The 18,957-nt window shown below is 67.3% G+C and carries 15 protein-coding genes; 6 read left to right on the top strand and 9 right to left on the bottom strand.

The genetic code is table 11. The features are described 5' to 3' along the window. Positions 1-803 precede the first annotated feature (803 nt). Together LKD76_RS19595 and LKD76_RS19600 are read right to left on the bottom strand one after the other, a co-directional pair. Positions 804-1,301, bottom strand: coding sequence for a DUF6764 family protein (locus tag LKD76_RS19595; RefSeq protein ID WP_227982774.1), 498 nt, complete (start codon positions 1,299-1,301; stop codon positions 804-806). An 84-nt stretch (positions 1,302-1,385) separates the two neighbouring features. Beyond that, positions 1,386-2,288 carry a MerR family transcriptional regulator gene (locus LKD76_RS19600; protein ID WP_227982775.1) on the bottom strand — a complete coding sequence of 301 codons (903 nt, stop codon included), beginning with the start codon at positions 2,286-2,288 and terminating at the stop codon, positions 1,386-1,388. A gap of 354 nt (positions 2,289-2,642) precedes the next feature. Here LKD76_RS19600 and LKD76_RS19605 point away from each other — a divergent pair, with 354 nt between their 5' ends. The 4 genes from LKD76_RS19605 (at position 2,643) to ligD (ending at position 7,390) form a co-directional block, all read left to right on the top strand. Beyond that, positions 2,643-3,764, top strand: coding sequence for a polyprenyl synthetase family protein (locus tag LKD76_RS19605; protein WP_372465876.1), 1,122 nt, complete (start codon positions 2,643-2,645; stop codon positions 3,762-3,764). A gap of 16 nt (positions 3,765-3,780) precedes the next feature. Continuing rightward, on the top strand, positions 3,781-5,316 hold the full coding sequence (gene crtI, locus LKD76_RS19610) for a phytoene desaturase family protein (protein WP_227982776.1): 1,536 nt from the start codon (positions 3,781-3,783) through the stop codon (positions 5,314-5,316). Between the two features lie 12 nt (positions 5,317-5,328). After that, entirely contained in the window at positions 5,329-6,330 is a 1,002-nt protein-coding gene (locus LKD76_RS19615) for a phytoene/squalene synthase family protein (protein ID WP_227982777.1), read from the top strand. A gap of 94 nt (positions 6,331-6,424) precedes the next feature. Next, a complete protein-coding gene (gene ligD, locus LKD76_RS19620; protein WP_227982778.1) occupies positions 6,425-7,390 on the top strand; it encodes a non-homologous end-joining DNA ligase in 966 nt (321 codons plus the stop codon). Positions 7,391-7,435: 45 nt separating this feature from the next. Here ligD and LKD76_RS19625 read toward each other — a convergent pair whose 3' ends face one another. From LKD76_RS19625 to LKD76_RS19650, 6 genes are all read right to left on the bottom strand, one after another. Further along, on the bottom strand, positions 7,436-8,548 hold the full coding sequence (locus LKD76_RS19625; RefSeq protein ID WP_227985316.1) for an epoxyqueuosine reductase: 1,113 nt from the start codon (positions 8,546-8,548) through the stop codon (positions 7,436-7,438). A 104-nt stretch (positions 8,549-8,652) separates the two neighbouring features. Continuing rightward, positions 8,653-10,260, bottom strand: coding sequence for a fatty-acid--CoA ligase FadD5 (gene fadD5, locus LKD76_RS19630; RefSeq protein ID WP_227982779.1), 1,608 nt, complete (start codon positions 10,258-10,260; stop codon positions 8,653-8,655). A 387-nt stretch (positions 10,261-10,647) separates the two neighbouring features. Continuing rightward, positions 10,648-10,857, bottom strand: a complete 210-nt coding sequence (locus LKD76_RS19635) for a hypothetical protein (RefSeq protein ID WP_227982780.1) — start codon at positions 10,855-10,857, stop codon at positions 10,648-10,650. Between the two features lie 160 nt (positions 10,858-11,017). Next, positions 11,018-11,674: a hypothetical protein gene (locus tag LKD76_RS19640; RefSeq protein WP_227982781.1), complete on the bottom strand. Its 657-nt coding sequence runs from the start codon at positions 11,672-11,674 to the stop codon at positions 11,018-11,020. 80 nt (positions 11,675-11,754) lie between these two features. Further along, positions 11,755-13,038: a sensor domain-containing diguanylate cyclase gene (locus tag LKD76_RS19645; protein ID WP_227982782.1), complete on the bottom strand. Its 1,284-nt coding sequence runs from the start codon at positions 13,036-13,038 to the stop codon at positions 11,755-11,757. A gap of 144 nt (positions 13,039-13,182) precedes the next feature. After that, complete coding sequence (locus LKD76_RS19650) at positions 13,183-14,304, bottom strand: terpene synthase family protein (RefSeq protein ID WP_227982783.1); 1,122 nt, start codon at positions 14,302-14,304, stop codon at positions 13,183-13,185. A 732-nt stretch (positions 14,305-15,036) separates the two neighbouring features. Here LKD76_RS19650 and LKD76_RS19655 point away from each other — a divergent pair. Both LKD76_RS19655 and ligA read left to right on the top strand, forming a co-directional pair. Continuing rightward, positions 15,037-16,137 (top strand): GGDEF domain-containing protein, encoded by a 1,101-nt coding sequence (locus tag LKD76_RS19655; protein WP_227982784.1) that lies wholly within the window; start codon positions 15,037-15,039, stop codon positions 16,135-16,137. A 91-nt stretch (positions 16,138-16,228) separates the two neighbouring features. Continuing rightward, on the top strand, positions 16,229-18,220 hold the full coding sequence (gene ligA / locus LKD76_RS19660) for an NAD-dependent DNA ligase LigA (protein ID WP_227982785.1): 1,992 nt from the start codon (positions 16,229-16,231) through the stop codon (positions 18,218-18,220). On the opposite strand, the gene LKD76_RS19665 is transcribed toward ligA, so the two are convergent. Beyond that, positions 18,217-18,843, bottom strand: coding sequence for a DUF308 domain-containing protein (locus LKD76_RS19665; protein ID WP_227982786.1), 627 nt, complete (start codon positions 18,841-18,843; stop codon positions 18,217-18,219). The genes ligA and LKD76_RS19665 overlap by 4 nt on opposite strands. Between the last annotated feature and the right edge of the window lie 114 nt (positions 18,844-18,957).

The raw sequence follows: 18,957 nt of genomic DNA on the forward strand, positions 1-18,957 counted from the left end.
CCTACGGAATTCCCGACTGCATTCCAGAAGATATGCCGGGATTCACTCTCTTGCAAAATTCGACGAGAAGCCGGTCACGTGATCCAAAACCGCTGACAACCAATGCAATTAGGTCAGCACAAATCTGATGCTCAGCGGCCTCCGAGCATAACAGCCACGATCCCGATCCAGCAAGATCACCACTTTTCCGCGGCGAAAAGGCAACGTGTGTTGACCACCCTTACAAATGCAAGCACATTTGCAGCAAGCAAACGGACCGGACGCACGCTCATACCCCGTTGTGGATTAGGGGGAGTCTCTTTCATGGCGCCATCGGAATCCATACGCCTCGAATGCGCGCCGTATCGCCCATGACGGTTCACCGCGCACGGTTCGACCGTTTTGCGAATGTACGGGGCGGACTCGACGACGACATCGCATTCGCGTCTGTCCCGTCGATCGCTGCGCGGCCTCGGGCCTTTCGATCACTCGGCGTCATCTTCCGATCGCGGGTGCGTCGACCGCGAGACTTGTCGAACAGTGGAATCGAGTGGCGGTATCCGCAGCAGCACCGGCCGTTGATTCGTCCCCGCCACCGCGGCCGGGGCCTCATGCGTGTCGCCGCTCGGATACCTGATGCGAGGTCGCGACGGGGGCCCGGGCCAACGCCCGGCCGGCCGGGCGCTAGCAGACGCCCCCGCGCACCGGCCCGCACTGCCCGTGCTCGAGCAGGTGCGGGGAGTCGTCCATGATCGCCGTCCCGGCCAGCCCGGGACGGTCGCGCGAGCCGGCCGTCGACGCGGCGGCCGTTCAGGCTCGCGCGGTTATCCCATGGACATGCACCCTTGCAGGGTCTGGAAATCTCCGGCGAACGCCATGCCGCCCGAGCAGGAAGGGGTAGTGGCTCCGGTCACCGTGACGGTCGCACCGGGACCCGCGATGCCGATCGAGAGGCCCGGACGCACGCCTTGCACATCGGCCTTGGCTCCAGGCCCGATCGCCAGGGCCGCCGGGCCCGACAGCGCGTCCGAGCGCGACACGGCCGTACCGCCGTTCTCGCCGATAGCGAGCGACAGGCTGGTGGGACCGGCGTTCGCGGAAGCGGCGCCCCCGACGCCGTAAGCGGCGGCCGCGCTGCCGCCGACGCTGGTGGCAGAGCATTGAGCCTCGTCCTGTGCGGCGGCGACCGAGGTTGCGCCCGGTGCGGGGCATGACGTCGAGGCGGCCTGTGCGGGCACTGCCATCAGCACGGCAGATGTCAGCACGGCCCCTGGGCCGGCCGCGAAGACGAGTGCGGCGCGACGAGTGAATGAATGAGACATCCGAGTCCTCCTCCGAACAGCGGTCTTCATAGCGAGGTCGATCAGACTTCCGACTATACGCGCAATCGATGCGTTAGCGATGCGTCATTTGCGAGGGCTTCGACCTGCTGTCAGCAATGTCTGCGCCTCGGCCAGATCGCCGACGACGGTGACCCCGTCCGGCAGGCGCACATCGGCCCATCCCGGACCGGCGACACACACGGTGGCACCCGCCTGTGCGCAGGCTCGGACCGCAGCGGCCGAGCCTGTCGATTCGCGCTGCGACCACAGCAGTACCGCAACGGTCCCGGCGTGACGAGCCACGGCGTCGGAGAGTGCGCCGACCGGCACGTCGGCACCCAGCATTTCGGTCGCGACGTCACGGGCGGCGAGGGCGGCGCGGATCGCTTCCAGTGGGAGGGTATGGGTTTCACCCGGCGTACACGCGAGCACGACATCCGCTCGCGTGGCACCGGCGGCGCCGATCCGGTGCAGAGCGGCCGTGATGCACCACGACAGGAAATGCTCGACCTCGATACACGAACGACCCGCGTCCTGCTGATCGGCGACACGCTGTAGCGCGGGCCGGCACAGATGCTCCCACGTCGCCACCACACCTTCGGTGCGCAGATGACCGGACAGTTGCGCGATCGTCGCCCGGGTGTCGAGCGCGAAAGCCGCCGCGAGCAGCGAATCCACGTCGGCTACGACCACCGGACCGCGCACGATGGCGGCCGCGACACTCGGGGCGACCCCGGAGTGCACCAGCTCCACCATCCGACGCAGCACCTCGACGTCGGCGGCGGTGTAGACGCGGTGCCGACCGGCGCGATGTTCGGCCGGCCCCAGTCCGTACCGCGTGTTCCAACTTCGCAATGTGGCAACGGGAATACCCACCTGCCGGGCGGCTTCGGCGACCGGAAACAGCGCCACCGCCGCACCCGCGGAGGACTCGAGACCGATCGCGTCCGCGAGGCCGGGGCGGTTGTGCGCGAATTGATCGGTCATCTCATGTCCTCTCGTTCCATCCCGCCTGCACATTGTTGCATCGATTCTGCATCGAATGGGGTACCCTGGGGAAGTCATCGAGGAAGGAAGAGGCCCGCATGGGCACACACCCGATCGCCGAGAGCCCGCTACCCGGACGTATGCAGACGATGCCGCGCCTCGGAGCGGATCCATCCCGTCGCCGCGGCACGTCGAGTTGTCGGCGGCGGGGCCACGCCGCGGCGCCGGTGGGGGTGAGCCCGCTGCGCCCCTCCGAGACGTGACCGCGCACGTCGAGCCCGGCTCGGTCCCGGTAGCACCGGGATATCCGACTTTCCTTGTATGACCCACTGTTTCACGATTCGAGGAGTACCTGTGAGCGTCGCCGCATCCGATCGATCATCGGGTCCCGAACTCGATCTCACCCGCACCCCGAAGGGGTCCGACGCACTGGTCGACCGGTGGCGAACCGCCGTGCGGACGCGGGTGGTGTCGGAGCTGGAGACATTCCTCGACCACAACGGCGTCGACCCGATCTGCGGTATCGCCGTCGACGACATCGCCCGTCACTATCTGAGCGGAGGCAAATGCCTGCGCTCGTCGTTCATGTATCTGGGGTGGCTGTGCGGGGCCGCGCCGAGCGCCGCCGCCGTGCGGGCCGCTGCGGCGCTGGAGCTGGTGCACGCCTTCGCGCTGATCCAGGACGATGTCATGGACCAAGCCGACCTACGTCGCGGCCGCCCCGCCGCCCACCGACGGTTCGCCGAGCGTCATCGCGACCACGCCCTTCCCGGTTCGGCATCGCGATTCGGCGAGTCGGCGGCGACGTTGCTCGGTGACATCTGCCTGGTGTGGTCGGAGAAGATGTTGCGCGACAGTGGCATCGACCAACAGGCGCTCGACCGGTTGTGGCCACGCTACGACAGCATGCGCATCGAATTGGCGCTCGGGCAATTCGCCGATCTGCTCAACGATGCCCGCTCGGAGCCGACCTTGAGCTCGGTGCTCGCCATCGCGCGGGCCAAGTCGGGCAACTACACGGTGCGACGGCCCGTGGAGATGGGCGCCGCCATGGCCGGTTGCGACGATCGCACACTGGCCGCCCTGGGACGTTACGGCGACGCCGTCGGTGAGGCATTCCAGCTACGCGACGATCTGCTGGGGGTTTTCGGCACCGCCGAGATCACCGGTAAACCCTGCGACACCGACCTCGGACAGCGCAAAGCCACCACCGTGGTCGTCGCCGCCGCGCAACTTGCCGACCCCCGCGCTCGGCGCGAATTGACCGAGCTGCTGGCCGCGCCGTCCGCCGACCCGACCACACTCGCCCGGCTCCGCACACTCATCGCCGACACCGGCGCACCCGAGTGCATCGAGTCGATGATCACCAACCGGATAGCCGAGGCACGCCGCGTTCTGGACACCACCTCGCTTCCCGACACACAGCGTCACCTGCTCTACGGCATGGCGCTGATCTGCACCGCCCGTCACAGCTGAGTGAGAGGAGTCCCGCATGCGCACGGTTATCGGTCGTACCGACCACGTGGTCGTGGTGGGAGCCGGATTGGCCGGACTGTCCACCGCCCTGCACCTGGCCGGCCGAGGCAGGGCCGTCACGATCGTGGAACGGGAGCGGCTGCCCGGCGGACGCGCGGGGCGGGCCGATATCGACGGCTATCACCTCGATACCGGCCCGACCGTCTTGACGATGCCGGAGGTGATCGACGACGTGTTCGCCGCGGTCGGCGAACACACGCGTGATCGCCTGGTACTGCACCCCGTCAGTCCGGCCTACCGGGCCCATTTCGCCGACGGCCGGCAACTCGAGGTACACAGTGACCGCTACCGAATGGCCGAGGCGATCACCGACTTCGCCGGTCCCGATCAAGCGGCCGGCTACCTCCGGTTGCGGCAGTGGCTTCAGCGCCTTTATCGCGCCGAGTTCGACAGCTTCATCTCCGCCAATATCGATTCCCCGATGTCGCTGTCGCCGGTGTCGTTGGCCCGGCTTGCCGCACTGGGCGGATTTCGGCGCTGGGACCGCGCGATCGCCAATCACATCAGCGATCCGGACCTGCGCCGCGTGTTCACCTTCCAATCGCTGTACGCCGGGGTCGCACCTACCCGAGCGCTGGCGGCCTACGCGGTGATCGCCTACATGGATACCGTGGCCGGTGTCTATTTTCCCGAGGGCGGAATGCGTGCTCTACCCGAGGCATTGGCCGCCGCGGCGCGGACCGCCGGAGTGCGCGTGCACTACGGCAGGACTGTCACCTCCCTCGACCGCAGCGGATCTCGCATCCGCGCGGTCATCACCGACACGGGTGAGCGCATACCCTGCGATGCCCTGGTACTCACCACGGAACTCGCCGATTCCTACCGGCTTCTGACGCACCGGTCACATCGACCGATACGGCCGGCCGTCGCGCCCTCCGCGGTGATCCTGCACATCGGCTGCGCCGCCACCCCCGAACTGGCCCACCACTCTTTGCTGTTCGGCCATGCGTGGAAGGAGTCCTTCCGCGACATCATCACCCACGGTCGGGTCATGGACGATCCCTCTCTGCTGGTCACCCGACCGACTGCTTCCGATCCCACGCTGGCGCCTCCCGGTCGAGACCTCATCTACATTCTCGTGCCGGTACCCAACCTCGTTCGGGGGCCGATCAATTGGGATCGGTTCGCGCCCACCTACGCCCACGAGATCCTGTCGACGGTTCGAGACCGCCTGCCGATGCCGATCTCCGACGCGCAACTGCTGCATTCGACGACACCCGCGGACTGGGCGCGTCAGGGCCTGGCGGACGGAAGTCCGTTCGCGCTCGCCCACACCCTGTCCCAAACCGGGCCCTTCCGGCCCGCCAACATGATTCGCGGTCTCGACAATGTCGTCCTGGCCGGTGGATCGACCATACCGGGCGTCGGAATTCCTCCGGTTCTGATTTCCGGCCGCTTGGCGGCGGACCGCATCACCGGTCTGCCGTCACGCCCGCGGTCACCCGCTCGCCTCATCGAGGTCACCGCCGCCCGACGTCCACTCGCCCGCTGACCGGGGAAGCCCATGTATCCCATCACCTTGTCCCGCACCGATGCCCACGATCCAGCCCTGCGTCACTCCTACCGAGCCTGCCGTGAACTCAATGCCCGGCACGGTCGCACCTTCTTCCTCGCGACCGGGCTCCTCACCCCCGTGCAGCGACCCGCGATTCACGCTCTCTACGGCTTCGCCCGCCGCGCCGACGATATCTGCGACGATATCGACCCGACCCGCACCACGGCCGATCGGACAGCGCAGCTGAACCGGCTCGCCGAACAGTTCCGCACAGCGGACACCAGCAGTGAGCCGGTCATGCCCGCGGTGTTGCACACCGTGGCCACCTACGAGATCCCCGACTCCCTGTTCGAGGCATTCCTGACCTCGATGCGCATGGACCTGTCGATCACCGACTATCCCGATCGCCGCGCACTCGACCGTTACGTATACGGCTCAGCGGAAGTCATCGGGCTGCAAGTGCTTCCGGTGCTGGGCACCGTCGCATCGCTGGAGGAAGCCGCGCCGTACGCGGCCGCGCTCGGAAAAGCGTTCCAGCTGACCAACTTTCTCCGCGACGTGAACGAAGATCTGGCCCGAGATCGGGTGTATCTGCCGGCCGATGAACTGGCCGCCGACGACGTGGATCGCGACTTGCTGCAGTGGTGCCAGGCCCACCGCCGCACCGACGCTCGGGTCCGGCGCGCTCTCACCGCCCAGCACGCACTCACCCGCGAGATCTACGCCTTCGCCCGGGCCGGCATCGCCCTGTTGCCACCGCACTCACGGCCGTGCGTCCATGCCGCCCTCACCCTCTACTCCGAGATTCTCGACCGCATCGAAGACCTCGACTTCGACATCTTCGCCCACCGCGCCCGCGTCGGCGTTCCACGCCGCGCGGTCGTCGGATTGCGCGGCCTGACCCGCGCGTACTGGTCACGCCTGACCCGCACCGACAACGGCGGTGACCAGCTGAGCTCGTCGCAGGAAGGAGCCAAGGATCTCGCGGCGGTGCCGAACAGTTCGCCGTAGGTCGCGCGGACCTCCGTTGCGCCTCACCTACCGGCCGACCACCCGAATGCCGTAAGTTAGCTATAAGTGGCAGATATCGGCGAAGGAGCCGGTAATGACCGGTGGACCAGCGGTGGTGAGACTGCCGCGATACGCGGCTATGCTGGCGGCCCCAGGGCGGCTGCCCAGCACTGATACCGGCTGGGCCTATGAACTGAAGTACGACGGCATCCGCGCCGCGGCATATGTCACCGAGAGTTTGCGGCTGATCTCCCGCAACGGCAACGACATCACCGCGGCCTGGCCGGAGCTGACCGGCCTCGCCCCCGCGGACCCGCCCTATGTCGTCGACGGTGAGATCGTCGCGTTCGTCGACGGCCGGCCCTCGTTCGAGGCGCTACAACCACGTATGCACCAGCGCGATCCGCGCGCGATCGCCGCGCTGACGGAGACGACACCGGCGGTATTCGTCGTATTCGACCTCCTCCACATCGGCAGCCGGTCGCTGATCGACCTTCCCTACCTGCGCAGGCGCGAACTGCTCGAGCAGATCGGCCTCCGGGGCGCGCACTGGCGGCTCTCGCCCCGGCTGGCCGGGCGCGGTGCCGATCTGCTCGCCCAATCCCGGGAGCTCGGATTGGAGGGATTGGTGGCCAAACGTCTGGACGGCCGCTACCTGCCCGGGCAACGGAGTCCGCTGTGGACCAAAATCAAGAACGTCGCCACGGTCGATGTGATCGTGGTGGGCTGGCGCCGCGGCAGCGGCAACCGCGGCGGCTGGATCGGATCACTGCTGGTCGCGATTCCCGACGGCAGCGGGAATCTGGTGTGGGCCGGCAACGTCGGAACCGGGTTCACCCGCCGGGCATTGGCCGACCTGTACGCGAGACTGTCTGTACTGCAACGAGATACACCGCCCGTCGTCAACGCGGTCACAGACGCGGACCTGTTCTGGGTCGACCCGGTGCTGGTCGGCGAAGTGGCGTTCACCGAATGGACCCGCGACGGGATTCTGCGCCACCCGGTGTGGCGCGGACTGCGGGACATGCATCCGTCCCAGGTCGCTCCACGCCCATCGTGAGCACGACCCCGGCTTTCGACGAATCGCTGCCACCAGCTCGGGTGCTCATCGAAGACCTCGTCGATCCGGCACGTCGCGCGGGCGGGGTCGTGGCCCGATCTGATCGAGCAGGGCGTTGATCTCGTCGCCGAAGCCATTGCCCACCGGCTTCGGGGTCTTGTTCGGAAACCGGCGCGTGACATGCTCTTCGGCGGCCGATCCCGGCAGCACGTAGACGGATTCGGACTTGTTCTGCAACGGGCGCACGACCTCGTCGAGGTGTCCTCTGCGGTCGTCGAGGAAGGCGCCGATCACATCCTCGCCCGCTGGGCACACGGCCATGCAGTATCCCGCCTTGTAGTTCGGTTTGAAGGACAGGCTCTGCCACATCGAAAAGGATTCGCCGGTGCTCACCCGCGCGCGATAGTCCTCGCGGTCTGCGCTGTCGGCGATGGTTTCGGCCCAATCGGTGAAGCCGCCCATGAACTCTCGATAGTTGTGGGTGTAGCAGGCCTGGAAATCGAAACCACCGCCATCGGTGATAGCGCCGACCGGGCACGCCGAGACGCACAGCTTGCATTCGAGACAGGGATTGAACTCCAGCGAAGCGCTCGGCTCGTCGATCTCGGCATCGGTGACCACGGTGCCGAGCAGAATGAAATTGCCGAACTTCGGGTGGATGACGTTGCGGTGAATTCCCATGACGCCCAGGCCGGCAGCCTGCGCCACCACCTTGTGCGCGATCACCCAGACCCGCCCCGGAAACCGATCGACCTCCATCGGATATCCCGGTGCGGGATACACGGCGCGATAGCCGGCATCCTGAAGCGCTCTGGTGATACGACGCGAGACCTCGTTGGTGTCGTCATCGGCGTGGTTGAACTCGGTATTGGCGAGACTGCGCATGGGACTGCGCAGATTGTCGCGATTCATCCGAACACAGAACGCCACGAACGTGCGCGCCGAGGGCAGGATTGCCCGCGCATGCTCGAGTTCCGCTGCCACCCGTGAATCGTCGACGGCGACGAAGCCCACATCGTCCGCCCCGGCAGCGAGGCAGATGTCGCGCAGCCGGGCAGCGGTCACCACCGGATCCGGTCTCCTTCGCGCCTTCTCGGCCATCCGCTTCACGGTCGGATGCTGCGCCGAACGCTTCGACCCCGTTGGCTCCTGGTCCATTACCGACATCGGGCCCTCCCATCTCTGCGAGACCGCGACGGCCTCGAAGAGATAGACACCGCGGACCACCGAAACTCATCGGACAGCTCGGTGCGCGGCAGCGCTCAGTGGGCCAACCCCGCATCCTTGCTCCCGTAGGCCTTGCGCAGTTCCGGCTTGACGACCTTGCCGCTGGCATTGCGCGGCAGTTCCTCGACGATCACGAGATCCTTCGGATGCTTGAAGCGAGCGAGATTGTCGTCGAGATGGGACTCGAGTTCGGCGAGTGTCAACCCGTCGACACCGTCGACGAGTACGACGACGGCCACCGGCACCTCGCCCCACTTCTCGTGCGCCCGACCGATGACCGCGGCCTCGGCGATCGCGGGATGCCCGTACAAGACGTTCTCGACTTCGGCGCAATAGATGTTCTCGCCGCCGGAGATGATCATGTCCTTGGCCCGGTCGACGACGTAGAGAAATCCTTCCTCGTCCTGGCGGACCAGGTCACCGGAGTGGAACCACCCCCCGCGGAACGCCTCCGCGGTGCCCTCCGGATTCTGCCAGTAGCCCTTCATCAAATTCGGTCCGCGGTAGACGATTTCGCCGACCTCACCCGGTTTGACGTCGTTCATCATCGGGTCGACGATGCGAGCGGTGACCGCCGGCACCACCTTGCCGATGGAGCCGATCTTGCGCAATGCGTCCTTGCCCTCGAGCACACAGGTGACCGGAGACATCTCGGTCTGGCCGAACGCGGTCATGTTGAGCGCCCGCGGGAAGGTCTCGTTCATCGCCGTGAGCACGGTATCGGAGGCCGGGGCCGCGCCCCAGCTGATGGTGCGCAGCGCGAGTGCACGCGGCCTGGCCTGTTGCGCCGCGCAGATGGCCTGCCATTGGGCGGGCACCATGAACACCGAGGTCGTGCCCTCGCGTTCCATGATGTCGAGCATGGCGTCGGCGTCGAACGCGCCGAGTGGATGAATCACCGCCCGTACGCCCCGGTAGAAGACCGGTGCGAACGCCGCCAGACCGGCGATGTGGAAGAGGGGCGGTACGACCGAGGCGACATCGTCGTCCGTGCCGCCGTCGCTCGCGTTGATCGTGGTCACCGCCTGCGCCTGCAGATTAGTGTGAGTGAGCATGGCGCCCTTGGGTTTTCCGGTGGTGCCCGAGGTGTACATGATGACCGCGACGGTGTCCTCGGGAACATCGATCTCGGGCGGATCGGCCGACTCCTCGGCGAGCAACGCCTCGTAATCGAGATGGGCCGGATCGTCACCGCCGTCGACCACGATGATCGTATCGATCGCGCCGGTGGCCACGCTCACAGCATCCATCAGCGGCGCGAGCGGTTTCTCGGTCACGATGAGCCGGGCGCCGCTGTCGGTCGCCAGGAACGACACCTCGGCCGGGCTCATCCGGATATTGACCGGCACCGGAATCGCGCCGATCAGATTGGCTCCCAATACGGCCTCGATGTACTCGGTGCGATTGAGCAGCGCCATCAGGACGCGGTCGCCGAACCGGACTCCGCGCCGATGCAGGGCGGCGGCGAACGCGCGGGAGCGTTCGTCGAGCGCGCGCCACGACGTCGATCGGTCGAGGTAGGTGATTGCGGTCCGGTCCGGCGTCATGAACGAATGCCGCTGCACCTGGTTGTTCCAGTGGTTACGTCGCGAGCGCATCGGCTCGGTGATCGATTCGTTCGTCGACTCGGTGGTGGCGGTCATGCTCGCTCCCGTCGTACGCGCGACCCGGTCACTCTGAGCCGCTGCGGACTATGTGCTCTCGGTCACACAGTAGCGAGACGAGATCGCCGACCGGCGCCGATCGAACGATTCGCCGACGACGTCCCGGCCGCCATGTCGTGATGCCTCGAAGCGGTCGCGCCCCGGGCGACGGGAACCTCCGGGGCGCAATCCGGATATCGGCTCGGCGGGTCGGACCGCCGAGACAGGATCATTTCGGGATTCGGTCCGGGTGTTGCTGGTAGTAGTCGACGATCGTCCGCGCGATCTCGACAAGCGACCGATCCGGGGACGGGAGCCGTTCGTGGACAACCTTTTCGATGTGCGCGAGATCCTCGGCCGACAACGCTGGTTTCCTCTCACCCATGACTAACGCCCCGCACTACCGGTGGACAGCCTCCGGCCGGGATGCGGTCTCTCGCCGTGCGTGTAGTGCCGCTGGTCGTGGGTGAGGTCGCAGCGCTCGTGGCCGCGGACGACGTCGGTGTCGTGGGCGTCGGCCGGTGGGGCGCCCAGCAGCGGGATGGTGGCGACGCCGGCGAGGATGATCGCGGTGGCGGTGAGCCGTTCGAGACTCATGCTGTTCGGTTGTTCCCCTCATCGGATTGGACAGGTCATCCAGGTATCCCTGCGGTATTCGGTTGGGTTACAGCGTTTTTCAGATTAGGGGGAGGGAACGGGCGAACAGTCCGGATACCACCGCGAATACCGGCTCGACGCCGGTGGTCGCCCCAGTCGTTCAGGGGCTGTGACTCGATTCGCGCCGGCCGGTGGCCAGGAGATAGACACTGATCACCAGCACCCACGAGGGAAAGACGAGGGTCACCCAGAGGCTGTGGCTGACCACTATCAACAGAACCAGGGCGAGCAGGTAGGTGACGAGCACCAGCAGGCGGGGCACCAGCGCGGTGCGGAACCAGATCGTGGCCAGCGAGATCATGAAGACCGCGGCCATGCGCACACCGTAGACGTTGCTGATGTGCAACATGAACTCACGACCGAAGGAGATCACCTCGTCATGCGGACTGTGCGAATGCCGGGAGAGCGCGAGTGTGGCGCCGGCGGTCGCCGTCGCGACGAACACCATCGCCAGGAACAGCACTCCGCTGCCGAGTACCACCGTCGAGAAGAACCGGTCCTCGAGGTGCCCGAGCCGGTCGCGCACCACGCCCAGGAACCACAGGAACGCGATACCGGCGAACGGCATCATGAGGACCGCGATGGTGATCCTCGCATCGTTGCGCGTCGCCCAGGGCGTGAACGGATCGCTGGGCAGTGTCAGTCGCATCAACACCAGGCTGGTCGCGAACAGCACGGCGAAGACGATGCCGGCGACGGCCGCGGCACGCAGCGTCGTCAACTGGCGGTACGGTCCGCTGTCCGGCGTATCGGTCATCGATCAATCGTGGACGCCTCACCGCGCGAAAGCGCTGGATTGCGGAATTCGGGGCCCTCGGGCAGGGACCCACTCTCCGGTCAGCGGGATCCGACGCGATGGTCGTCGCTACCGTCCACCGGGTGCACGGTGTGCAGGATCCAATCGCCCTTGGCATCGGATTTGGCGTGGTAGAGGGTCGTATCGGCGGCATCGAGCAGCCATTCCGGATCGGTGCCGGCGATCGGGGTGACCACGGCGCCGATGCTCGCCGAGATATGCAACCGATGACCGCCGACGATGATCGGCTCCGACAGGGCACCGCGCAGCCGATCGGCGACGGCGGTGACCCGCTCGTTGTCCGCCGGAGGAAACACCATGACCACGAACTCGTCGCCGCCGATACGCGTGACCAGACACCCCTGCCCGTCCAGGCTGTCGTGCAGCCGCCGGCCGACCGTCGCCAGGACCTGATCACCGGTTCCGTGCCCGTAGCGGTCGTTGACCTCCTTGAAATGGTCGAGGTCGGTGAAGCACAGTCCCATCCGATCGCAATCGCCGGCCGCCGCGATGACCTGGCTGAGCTGTTCGAGCAGATGCCGGCGGTTGGGCAGGCCGGTGAGCGCGTCGTGGCGGGCCTGGTAGTGCAGCTGCTCCTGGAGTTGATGGCGCTCGGTCACATCCTCACCGATCGCCAGCAGATAGTCCGGCTCGTCACCGGCCCCCTTGACGTAGGTGATGGCGAAGGCGGCCCAGCCGACGCTCCCGTCCGCGCGCAGCAATCGCCGCTCGATCCGCGCGGTGCCCTCCTTGGCCGGGACGAGCTTGTCGTAGACCATCCGTCGGATCTCGTTCTGATCGTCCGGATGCGCGAAGTCGTAGACCGAGATCCCGTACAACGCCTCCTGTGGCACACCGATCATCGCCGCCAGATGTGGATTGGCCTCCAGCAGGGCGCCGTCGGTATCACCGACCGCGATGGCGATGGACGCGTGGTCGAACACGATCCGGAAACGCTTGTCGTACTCCGACTGGGCCGCGCGTTCGGCCACCGAGGCGTCATGGTGCCCCTGGCCGAGGGCGGCGAGTACCGCCGCCAGCCGCGGACCGGATTCGGGATGGTCGCAGTAATCGATCAGCCCGTACAGCACCGGCGCCGAGACGACGGGTACCCCGGGGTCGGTCAGCCGCGCGTGCGCCAAGGCGGCGCCCACTCGCGAGCCGACAGCGGGATCGAAGGTCGCGGCGTTCAGTCCGGCCAGAAGATCGCGCAGCAACTCACGGAGCAGCGATATTTCTACATCAGTGTAGGGACTGGAATCCGCGAGCGAGGCCAAAGCGCGTCGCCACTGCTGGGCGAACGCGGTGTACTCCAGGTCGTCCACTACAACTCCCCTGCCCGGTTCGGGAGCCCGTCGAGGTCGGGCGTCCGGTAGTGCCTCCTCCGGCTGGTACCGCTCTGTACGCAACGCTAAACGTCGCTGCTGCAAAAGTACTGCACGCCGGAATCCTCACGACAGGGAACACCTCTAGGCGTCGTGATCTTCCATGAAGATCGACCTACCTTTGTACCGGGCGGTCGTGCATTGCCACACCCAGCTCGCCTGCACACACTGGTCCAGATCCTCGAGATAGTCGGCGATCGTGTCGGTGAGCTCGCCGTTTCCGCTGCTCACACAGTGCCGCAGCACTCGCGCCCGCAACCTGCGGAAGTGGGTCAGCCGGTCGCGTACGACGGTAGCGGCGGCGGCCACGGCATCGGTCAGCGTCGCGCCGGGTGTGTTGAGCAGCAGTATCGGAACAAGATTGAAATCGGAACGATCGACGATGCACTCCTTCTCGAAGGAGAAGACGTCGTTCATCAAGGCCCCGATCTCGGCGGTCAACCGGATGAGGACACGCACCTCGTCATCGAGCCCGGCGTCGCGGATCCGCTCCCACGGCAGGACCACCCCGCGCGCGAAATCGCAGAGCGCGATCGCGGGGTACATACCGGAGATCTGATTGCGGAGTTCGATGTACTCGCCGACGCCGAGCAGATCGCGGCGCGCACTGGCGTTCTGATCGCGGATGGCCGGCTGCAGATGGGCGACGGTCAATTCCCGGAAGCGTCGTAACCAGACCGGATCGGACTGTTCGGCGATGATCGACAGAAATTCCGTGGCCGCGGCTTCGATGGGGGCGGATCCTGGCGGAGCGGAATGCGGCGGAGTGTGGTCCGCCTCGAATAATCGGCACAGCCGGTCGACCTCGTGCAGCGCTCGCGCCTGCTGCGCGGGCGACAGATGGCCGAACTTCTCGCGGCCCACGGTGTCGTTGAGCCAGAACAGGATCGCGTTGTAGATCCCGATGGTCGTCATCCGCTCGGCGGTCGTGGCCCTCGGGTGCAGATAGGGCGTCATGCTGTTGTACTGCGCGCCACCGTTCTCCAGCCAGATGTCGTGGCCGCGGCAGAAGTCCTCGACCGCCGCGCAGGCCTGCTCGCCGAAGCGGTTCGGCGTGAAGTCACCGCAGTACTCGGCGATATCACAGTCCGCGGTGCTGAACAGTCTGCGCAACGACCAGCGCTGCCCCTGGTCGAGTAGCGCCCGATATTGCTCGTACATCTCGGTGAGTTCGGCTTGGACCTGCGGCGTGTATTTCTGTGCCACAACAACTCTCCCGATCTGCGAACGCAAGCGCAAGCCGCCCAACGGCGGCCAGCTACCTCACAGCCAATGGTAGACGAGATTCTCGGGGATGGCCTGCGCGACACAATAATCCGTCGCCGGTCTTCCGCCGGCAGCCACGCCGTGAGCTCCTCTCGGGTCCGGGGACTGTCGGAGTGCGGAGGGCAGCCGTCGACGAGCCGGCCCGCGCGCCCTGGCCCTCCGCACCCACGGATCGGCGCCGAACCGAGCACCGAAAGCACAGGGCCGCAATATATTTCGATAGGCCGGCCGCCGTCCGTCACGGTCGGCTGTCGCGGTGTCACCGCGAGCGATTCACGGGCGGGCGCCCTTTCCGCTCGCCGCGGTATGCCGACCTCGCCGGAGGCGCCGGCCGCGCGGTGCGCCCAGGACAGCGGCCCCGGCACCCAGCACTTGTTGCCGCACGATAGCTCCGGCGCATGCCGCGCGATAGCTCCATGCGTGTGCCGCGCGACCGGCCGTCATCGCGAGCCGGCACTCGCGACGACGGATTCGACAGCTCCCCCGCACCGCTATCAGATTCGCCGGGCCGGATTCGTCCGGAGCCTGAGCCGTCTGCCCGCGGCCCATATTCGCCCATCGGGCCGGAATGCCCGGTCTAGACTGCTCCGGATCAGCCGGAGAGATTTCCTGGAGTTCTCGCATTCGTGCGAGCGGCGGTGAGGCAACGCGGTCGGGACCAAGGGTGAGTCGATGAATGACAGCAACACACTGCGGGCCTGGTGGAACGATCCGGTCGACTACCGCTGGCTGGTGCACACCCTGACCGCCAGATCGGCGCTGGGCCCGCTGAAGGTGCTGGTCGGCGTCGCGGGCGCCGTGATCGCGGTGATGGGCGCGGTGATCACGGGCTCACCGGTGGGACCGCCCGGACACCCGGGCATCGCCTCGACGGTCGGGGTGCTGTGCGGGACGCTGTGGGCCGTGCGCTGGTGGTTGCTGCGCTGGCCGGGCAGGGTCGAATCGCTGGTGCTGATCGGTTGCGCCGATGTGCTGTTCATCCTGGAGTTTCTTCAGGTGCCGGATCGGTTGTTCGCGGCGATGGGAACGGTACTGCTCGTGGTGACCGGCAGTTACCTGGGCTTTTTTCACAGTGCGCGCGCTTTGGCGGCGCATTCGGCATGGTCGCTGCTGTCGGTGATCGTGTTCTCGGTGCGCATCGTGACCGGGGGCGGCGATATCCGGCTGGCCCTCGCGGTCGCCTTGCTGTTGTTCGTCTCGGTGGTCAGCGCGTTACCCGCGTTGCAGATCCTGTATTGGCTGCTGCGCACCGAATCGCTGTCGGATCCGCTGACCGGACTGCTCAACCGGCGCGGCCTCGAGATCCGCCTGCCGCGCCTGGTCGACCGGTACCCCGCGTTCGCCGTGATGACTCTCGATCTCGACCGGTTCAAAAACGTCAACGACACCTGGGGGCACCGCGTCGGTGACACCGTGCTGGTCCGAACCGCCCGGCGACTGCACGCAGCCGCGGGCGAGAGCGCGGTCGTGGCGCGCACGGGCGGAGAGGAGTTCGTGGTGGCCGCGCCGATCGCCGCCGCCGCGCACACCGAGGCCGAACGCATGCGCCGCGCGGTCGCCGAACCTCCGGAGACCGCGGTCGAGGTCACCGCGAGCGTCGGCGTCGCCGTCTACGACGCGACCATCTGTCCTCGCTGTCCCCGCCCGACACCGGACCGCCTGCTGCAGTCCGCCGACGCCGCCATGTACCGGGCCAAACAATCCGGCGGAAATCTGGTGGTGGTCGAACACCTCACCCCACCGCCGGACCACCACCACCCCGCGACCGGATAACGCACGCCCGGCGTGGCGGTATCACCACGGGCAGGACCACCGACACCCGAGCGCCACCGGGTGTCGGTGGGTCTCGGTAGCGTCTGGTGCTGTGGACACTGGGGAACGTATTCAACAGCTCGCGGATCGGATCGTGGTGCTGCGCGATGCCTACTATCAGGGCTCGCCGCTGGTCGCCGACGCCGAGTTCGATGCGATCGAGGACGAGCTGCGCGGCCTGATCGAGGCGCATCCGGAACTCACGCCGGACCCGAATCCGCTCGAGCAGGTCGGCGCGCCCGCGGTGTTACACGCCCCGATCCGGCACTCGCGTCCGATGCTGTCGCTCGAGAAGGCGACCAAACCCGAACAGGTCGCGGCGTTCTTCGATCGCTTCCCCGGCCAGCCGGTGGTGGTGATGCCGAAGCTCGACGGGCTGTCGCTGGCGCTGGTCTACGAGGACGGGCAACTGGTGCGAGCGGTCACCCGAGGCGACGGCACCACCGGTGACGATGTGACGATGCTGGTCCGCGCCCTGGTCGACGGCGTTCCCGAACGGATCGATGTGCCGGGACGGGTGGAGGTCCGCGGCGAGGCGGTGATGCTGCGGTCGACCTTCGTCGCCTACAACGCCGCGCATCCGGACAAGCCGCTGATCAATCCGCGCAACGCGGCGGCGGGCACGCTGCGCGCGAAGGATCCCGCCACTGTCGCCGAACGACGCTTGCGGTTCTTCGGCTTCGACCTCGACACCGATTCCGGCGGCGCCGCGGTCGATCTGGAGGAAGGTTTGCGGGCGCTGGGGGTCGCGGGTGCGCAGATGCGGCTCTGCGCCGACGCCGGGCAGGCCCAAGCCGCGATCGGCGCGATCGAACAGGGCCGCAACGAGCTCGACTACGACATCGACGGCGCGGTGCTTCGCCTGGCCGACCGCGACGCCTACGCGGCCGCCGGAACTCGATCGAGCTCCCCGCGTGGCGCGCTGGCGTTCAAGTTCGCCGCCGAGGAGAAGACCACCCTGCTCGCCGACGTGGTCTGGGATGTCGGCAAGACCGGCAAGATCGTCCCGGTCGCGTGGCTGGAGCCGGTCTTCGTGGGCGGCACCACGGTCACGAAGGCGACGCTGGCGAATCAGGAGGTGATCCGGGCCCGCGATATCAAGATCGGGGACACGGTGTTGGTGCGGCGTGCGGGCGATGTGATCCCGTTCGTGGCGGGTGTGCTCGACGCGTCCGCGCGCACCGGCGAGGAACGCGAGATCGTCGCGCCCACCGCCTGCCCCTCGTGCGGGCATCCGGTCACCGAACAGGGCAACAGCCGGGAACTGTTCTGCACCAACGTCTCCTGCCCCGCGCAGACGGTGCGCCGGCTGATCCACTGGGCGTCGCGGGCGGCGGCCGACATCGAGGCCATCGGGCCGGTGTGGATCGAGCGGCTGGCCGAGGCGGGCATCCTCGAGCGCCCGTCGGACTTCTACACGCTCACCAAGGAGCGGCTGCTCGAATTCGACCGGGTCGGCGAGGTATCGGCCGCGCGCATGATCGATTCGATCGACACGAGTCGCGGTGTCGGCCTGCGCCGCGCGCTGATCGGCCTGGCGATCCCGATGGCCTCCGACGGCACCGCCGCCCGCCTGGCCCGGTCGGGCTTCGGATCACTGGAGGAGGTCGCCGACGCGGGTGAGGAACGGCTCGTGGCGGTCGAGGACATCGGCCCGAAGGTCGCCGCATCCCTGGTCGAGCACCTCACCCGGCTGCGCCCCGAACTCGAACGGCTGCGCGCCGCGGGCGTGAACCTGGACGTCCGGGAGGAGGACCTCCCGCCGGTCGTCGCGGCCGGCGCCCCGCTGGCCGGTAAGACGGTGGTGATCACCGGCGCGATCAGCGACCCGCGCTCCGGGGAGAAGGTCGCTCGCCCGACCTTTCAGCGCCTGTGCGAGAAGGCCGGTGCGACCGCCGCGTCGTCGGTGTCGGCGAACACCGACCTGCTCATCACCGGCGCCGGAGTCGGCGACAGCAAACTGACCAAGGCGGAGAAGCTCGGCGTCGAGGTCGTCGATCAGGGCGAGATCTGGGATCTGCTCATCGCCGCCAAGGTCGTCTAGCCCGCGGCGTGCTGCTGGTCGAGGGTCCGGTCTGCCTCGCTCACCGCCGCGACGGTGCGCTGCCGGCGACTCTCGACCACCAGCAGCAACGCCTGCAGCAGGAAGAACACGCCGCCACCGGTCGCGTAGACCGAAAGCACGTCCAGACTGGGATCCGCGCCGGTGGCTTGGACGATGTAGAACGCACCGACCAGGACGGACAGCCCGCCCGAGATCAAGGTCGGCCACTGCCGACCCGATGCCGCGCTCCGGCGGCGCAGGCCGACGACCAGTTGCGCCGCACCGGACACCACCGCCCAGCCGCCGAAGACACCCAGCACGGCGGGCACGCCACCGGTCACCCCGGCGATCCCGACCGCCACGGCGGCGAGGGCGCTGACGATTCCGTTGACGGCGGTGACGCGTCGTGCCGAAGGGTCGGCGGTCGCCGCGTGGTCGACGACGGACGACACCGCATCGATCAGCGGATAGCTCACGAGCAGGATCACCGCGATCGCGCCGAGCGTCTGGTGGGCGGAGGCGAACACCAGGGCCCAGATCACCGCCAGCACACCGCGAATGGCGAACAACCGGATGAGCGACGAGCGGCCGGACGCGGCAACCGAGGGCGTTCGACTGTTCATGGGAGTACTCCGTTCAATCGTTGTGACCGGCTCCCACTGTCGCGCTGGAACAACTCGCCCGGCATCCGTCGACCGACGTATATGTCGACGTACGTCATCGGCGGATTCAGCCGA

This window comes from Nocardia spumae (assembly GCF_020733635.1).
GTDB lineage: Bacteria > Actinomycetota > Actinomycetes > Mycobacteriales > Mycobacteriaceae > Nocardia > Nocardia spumae.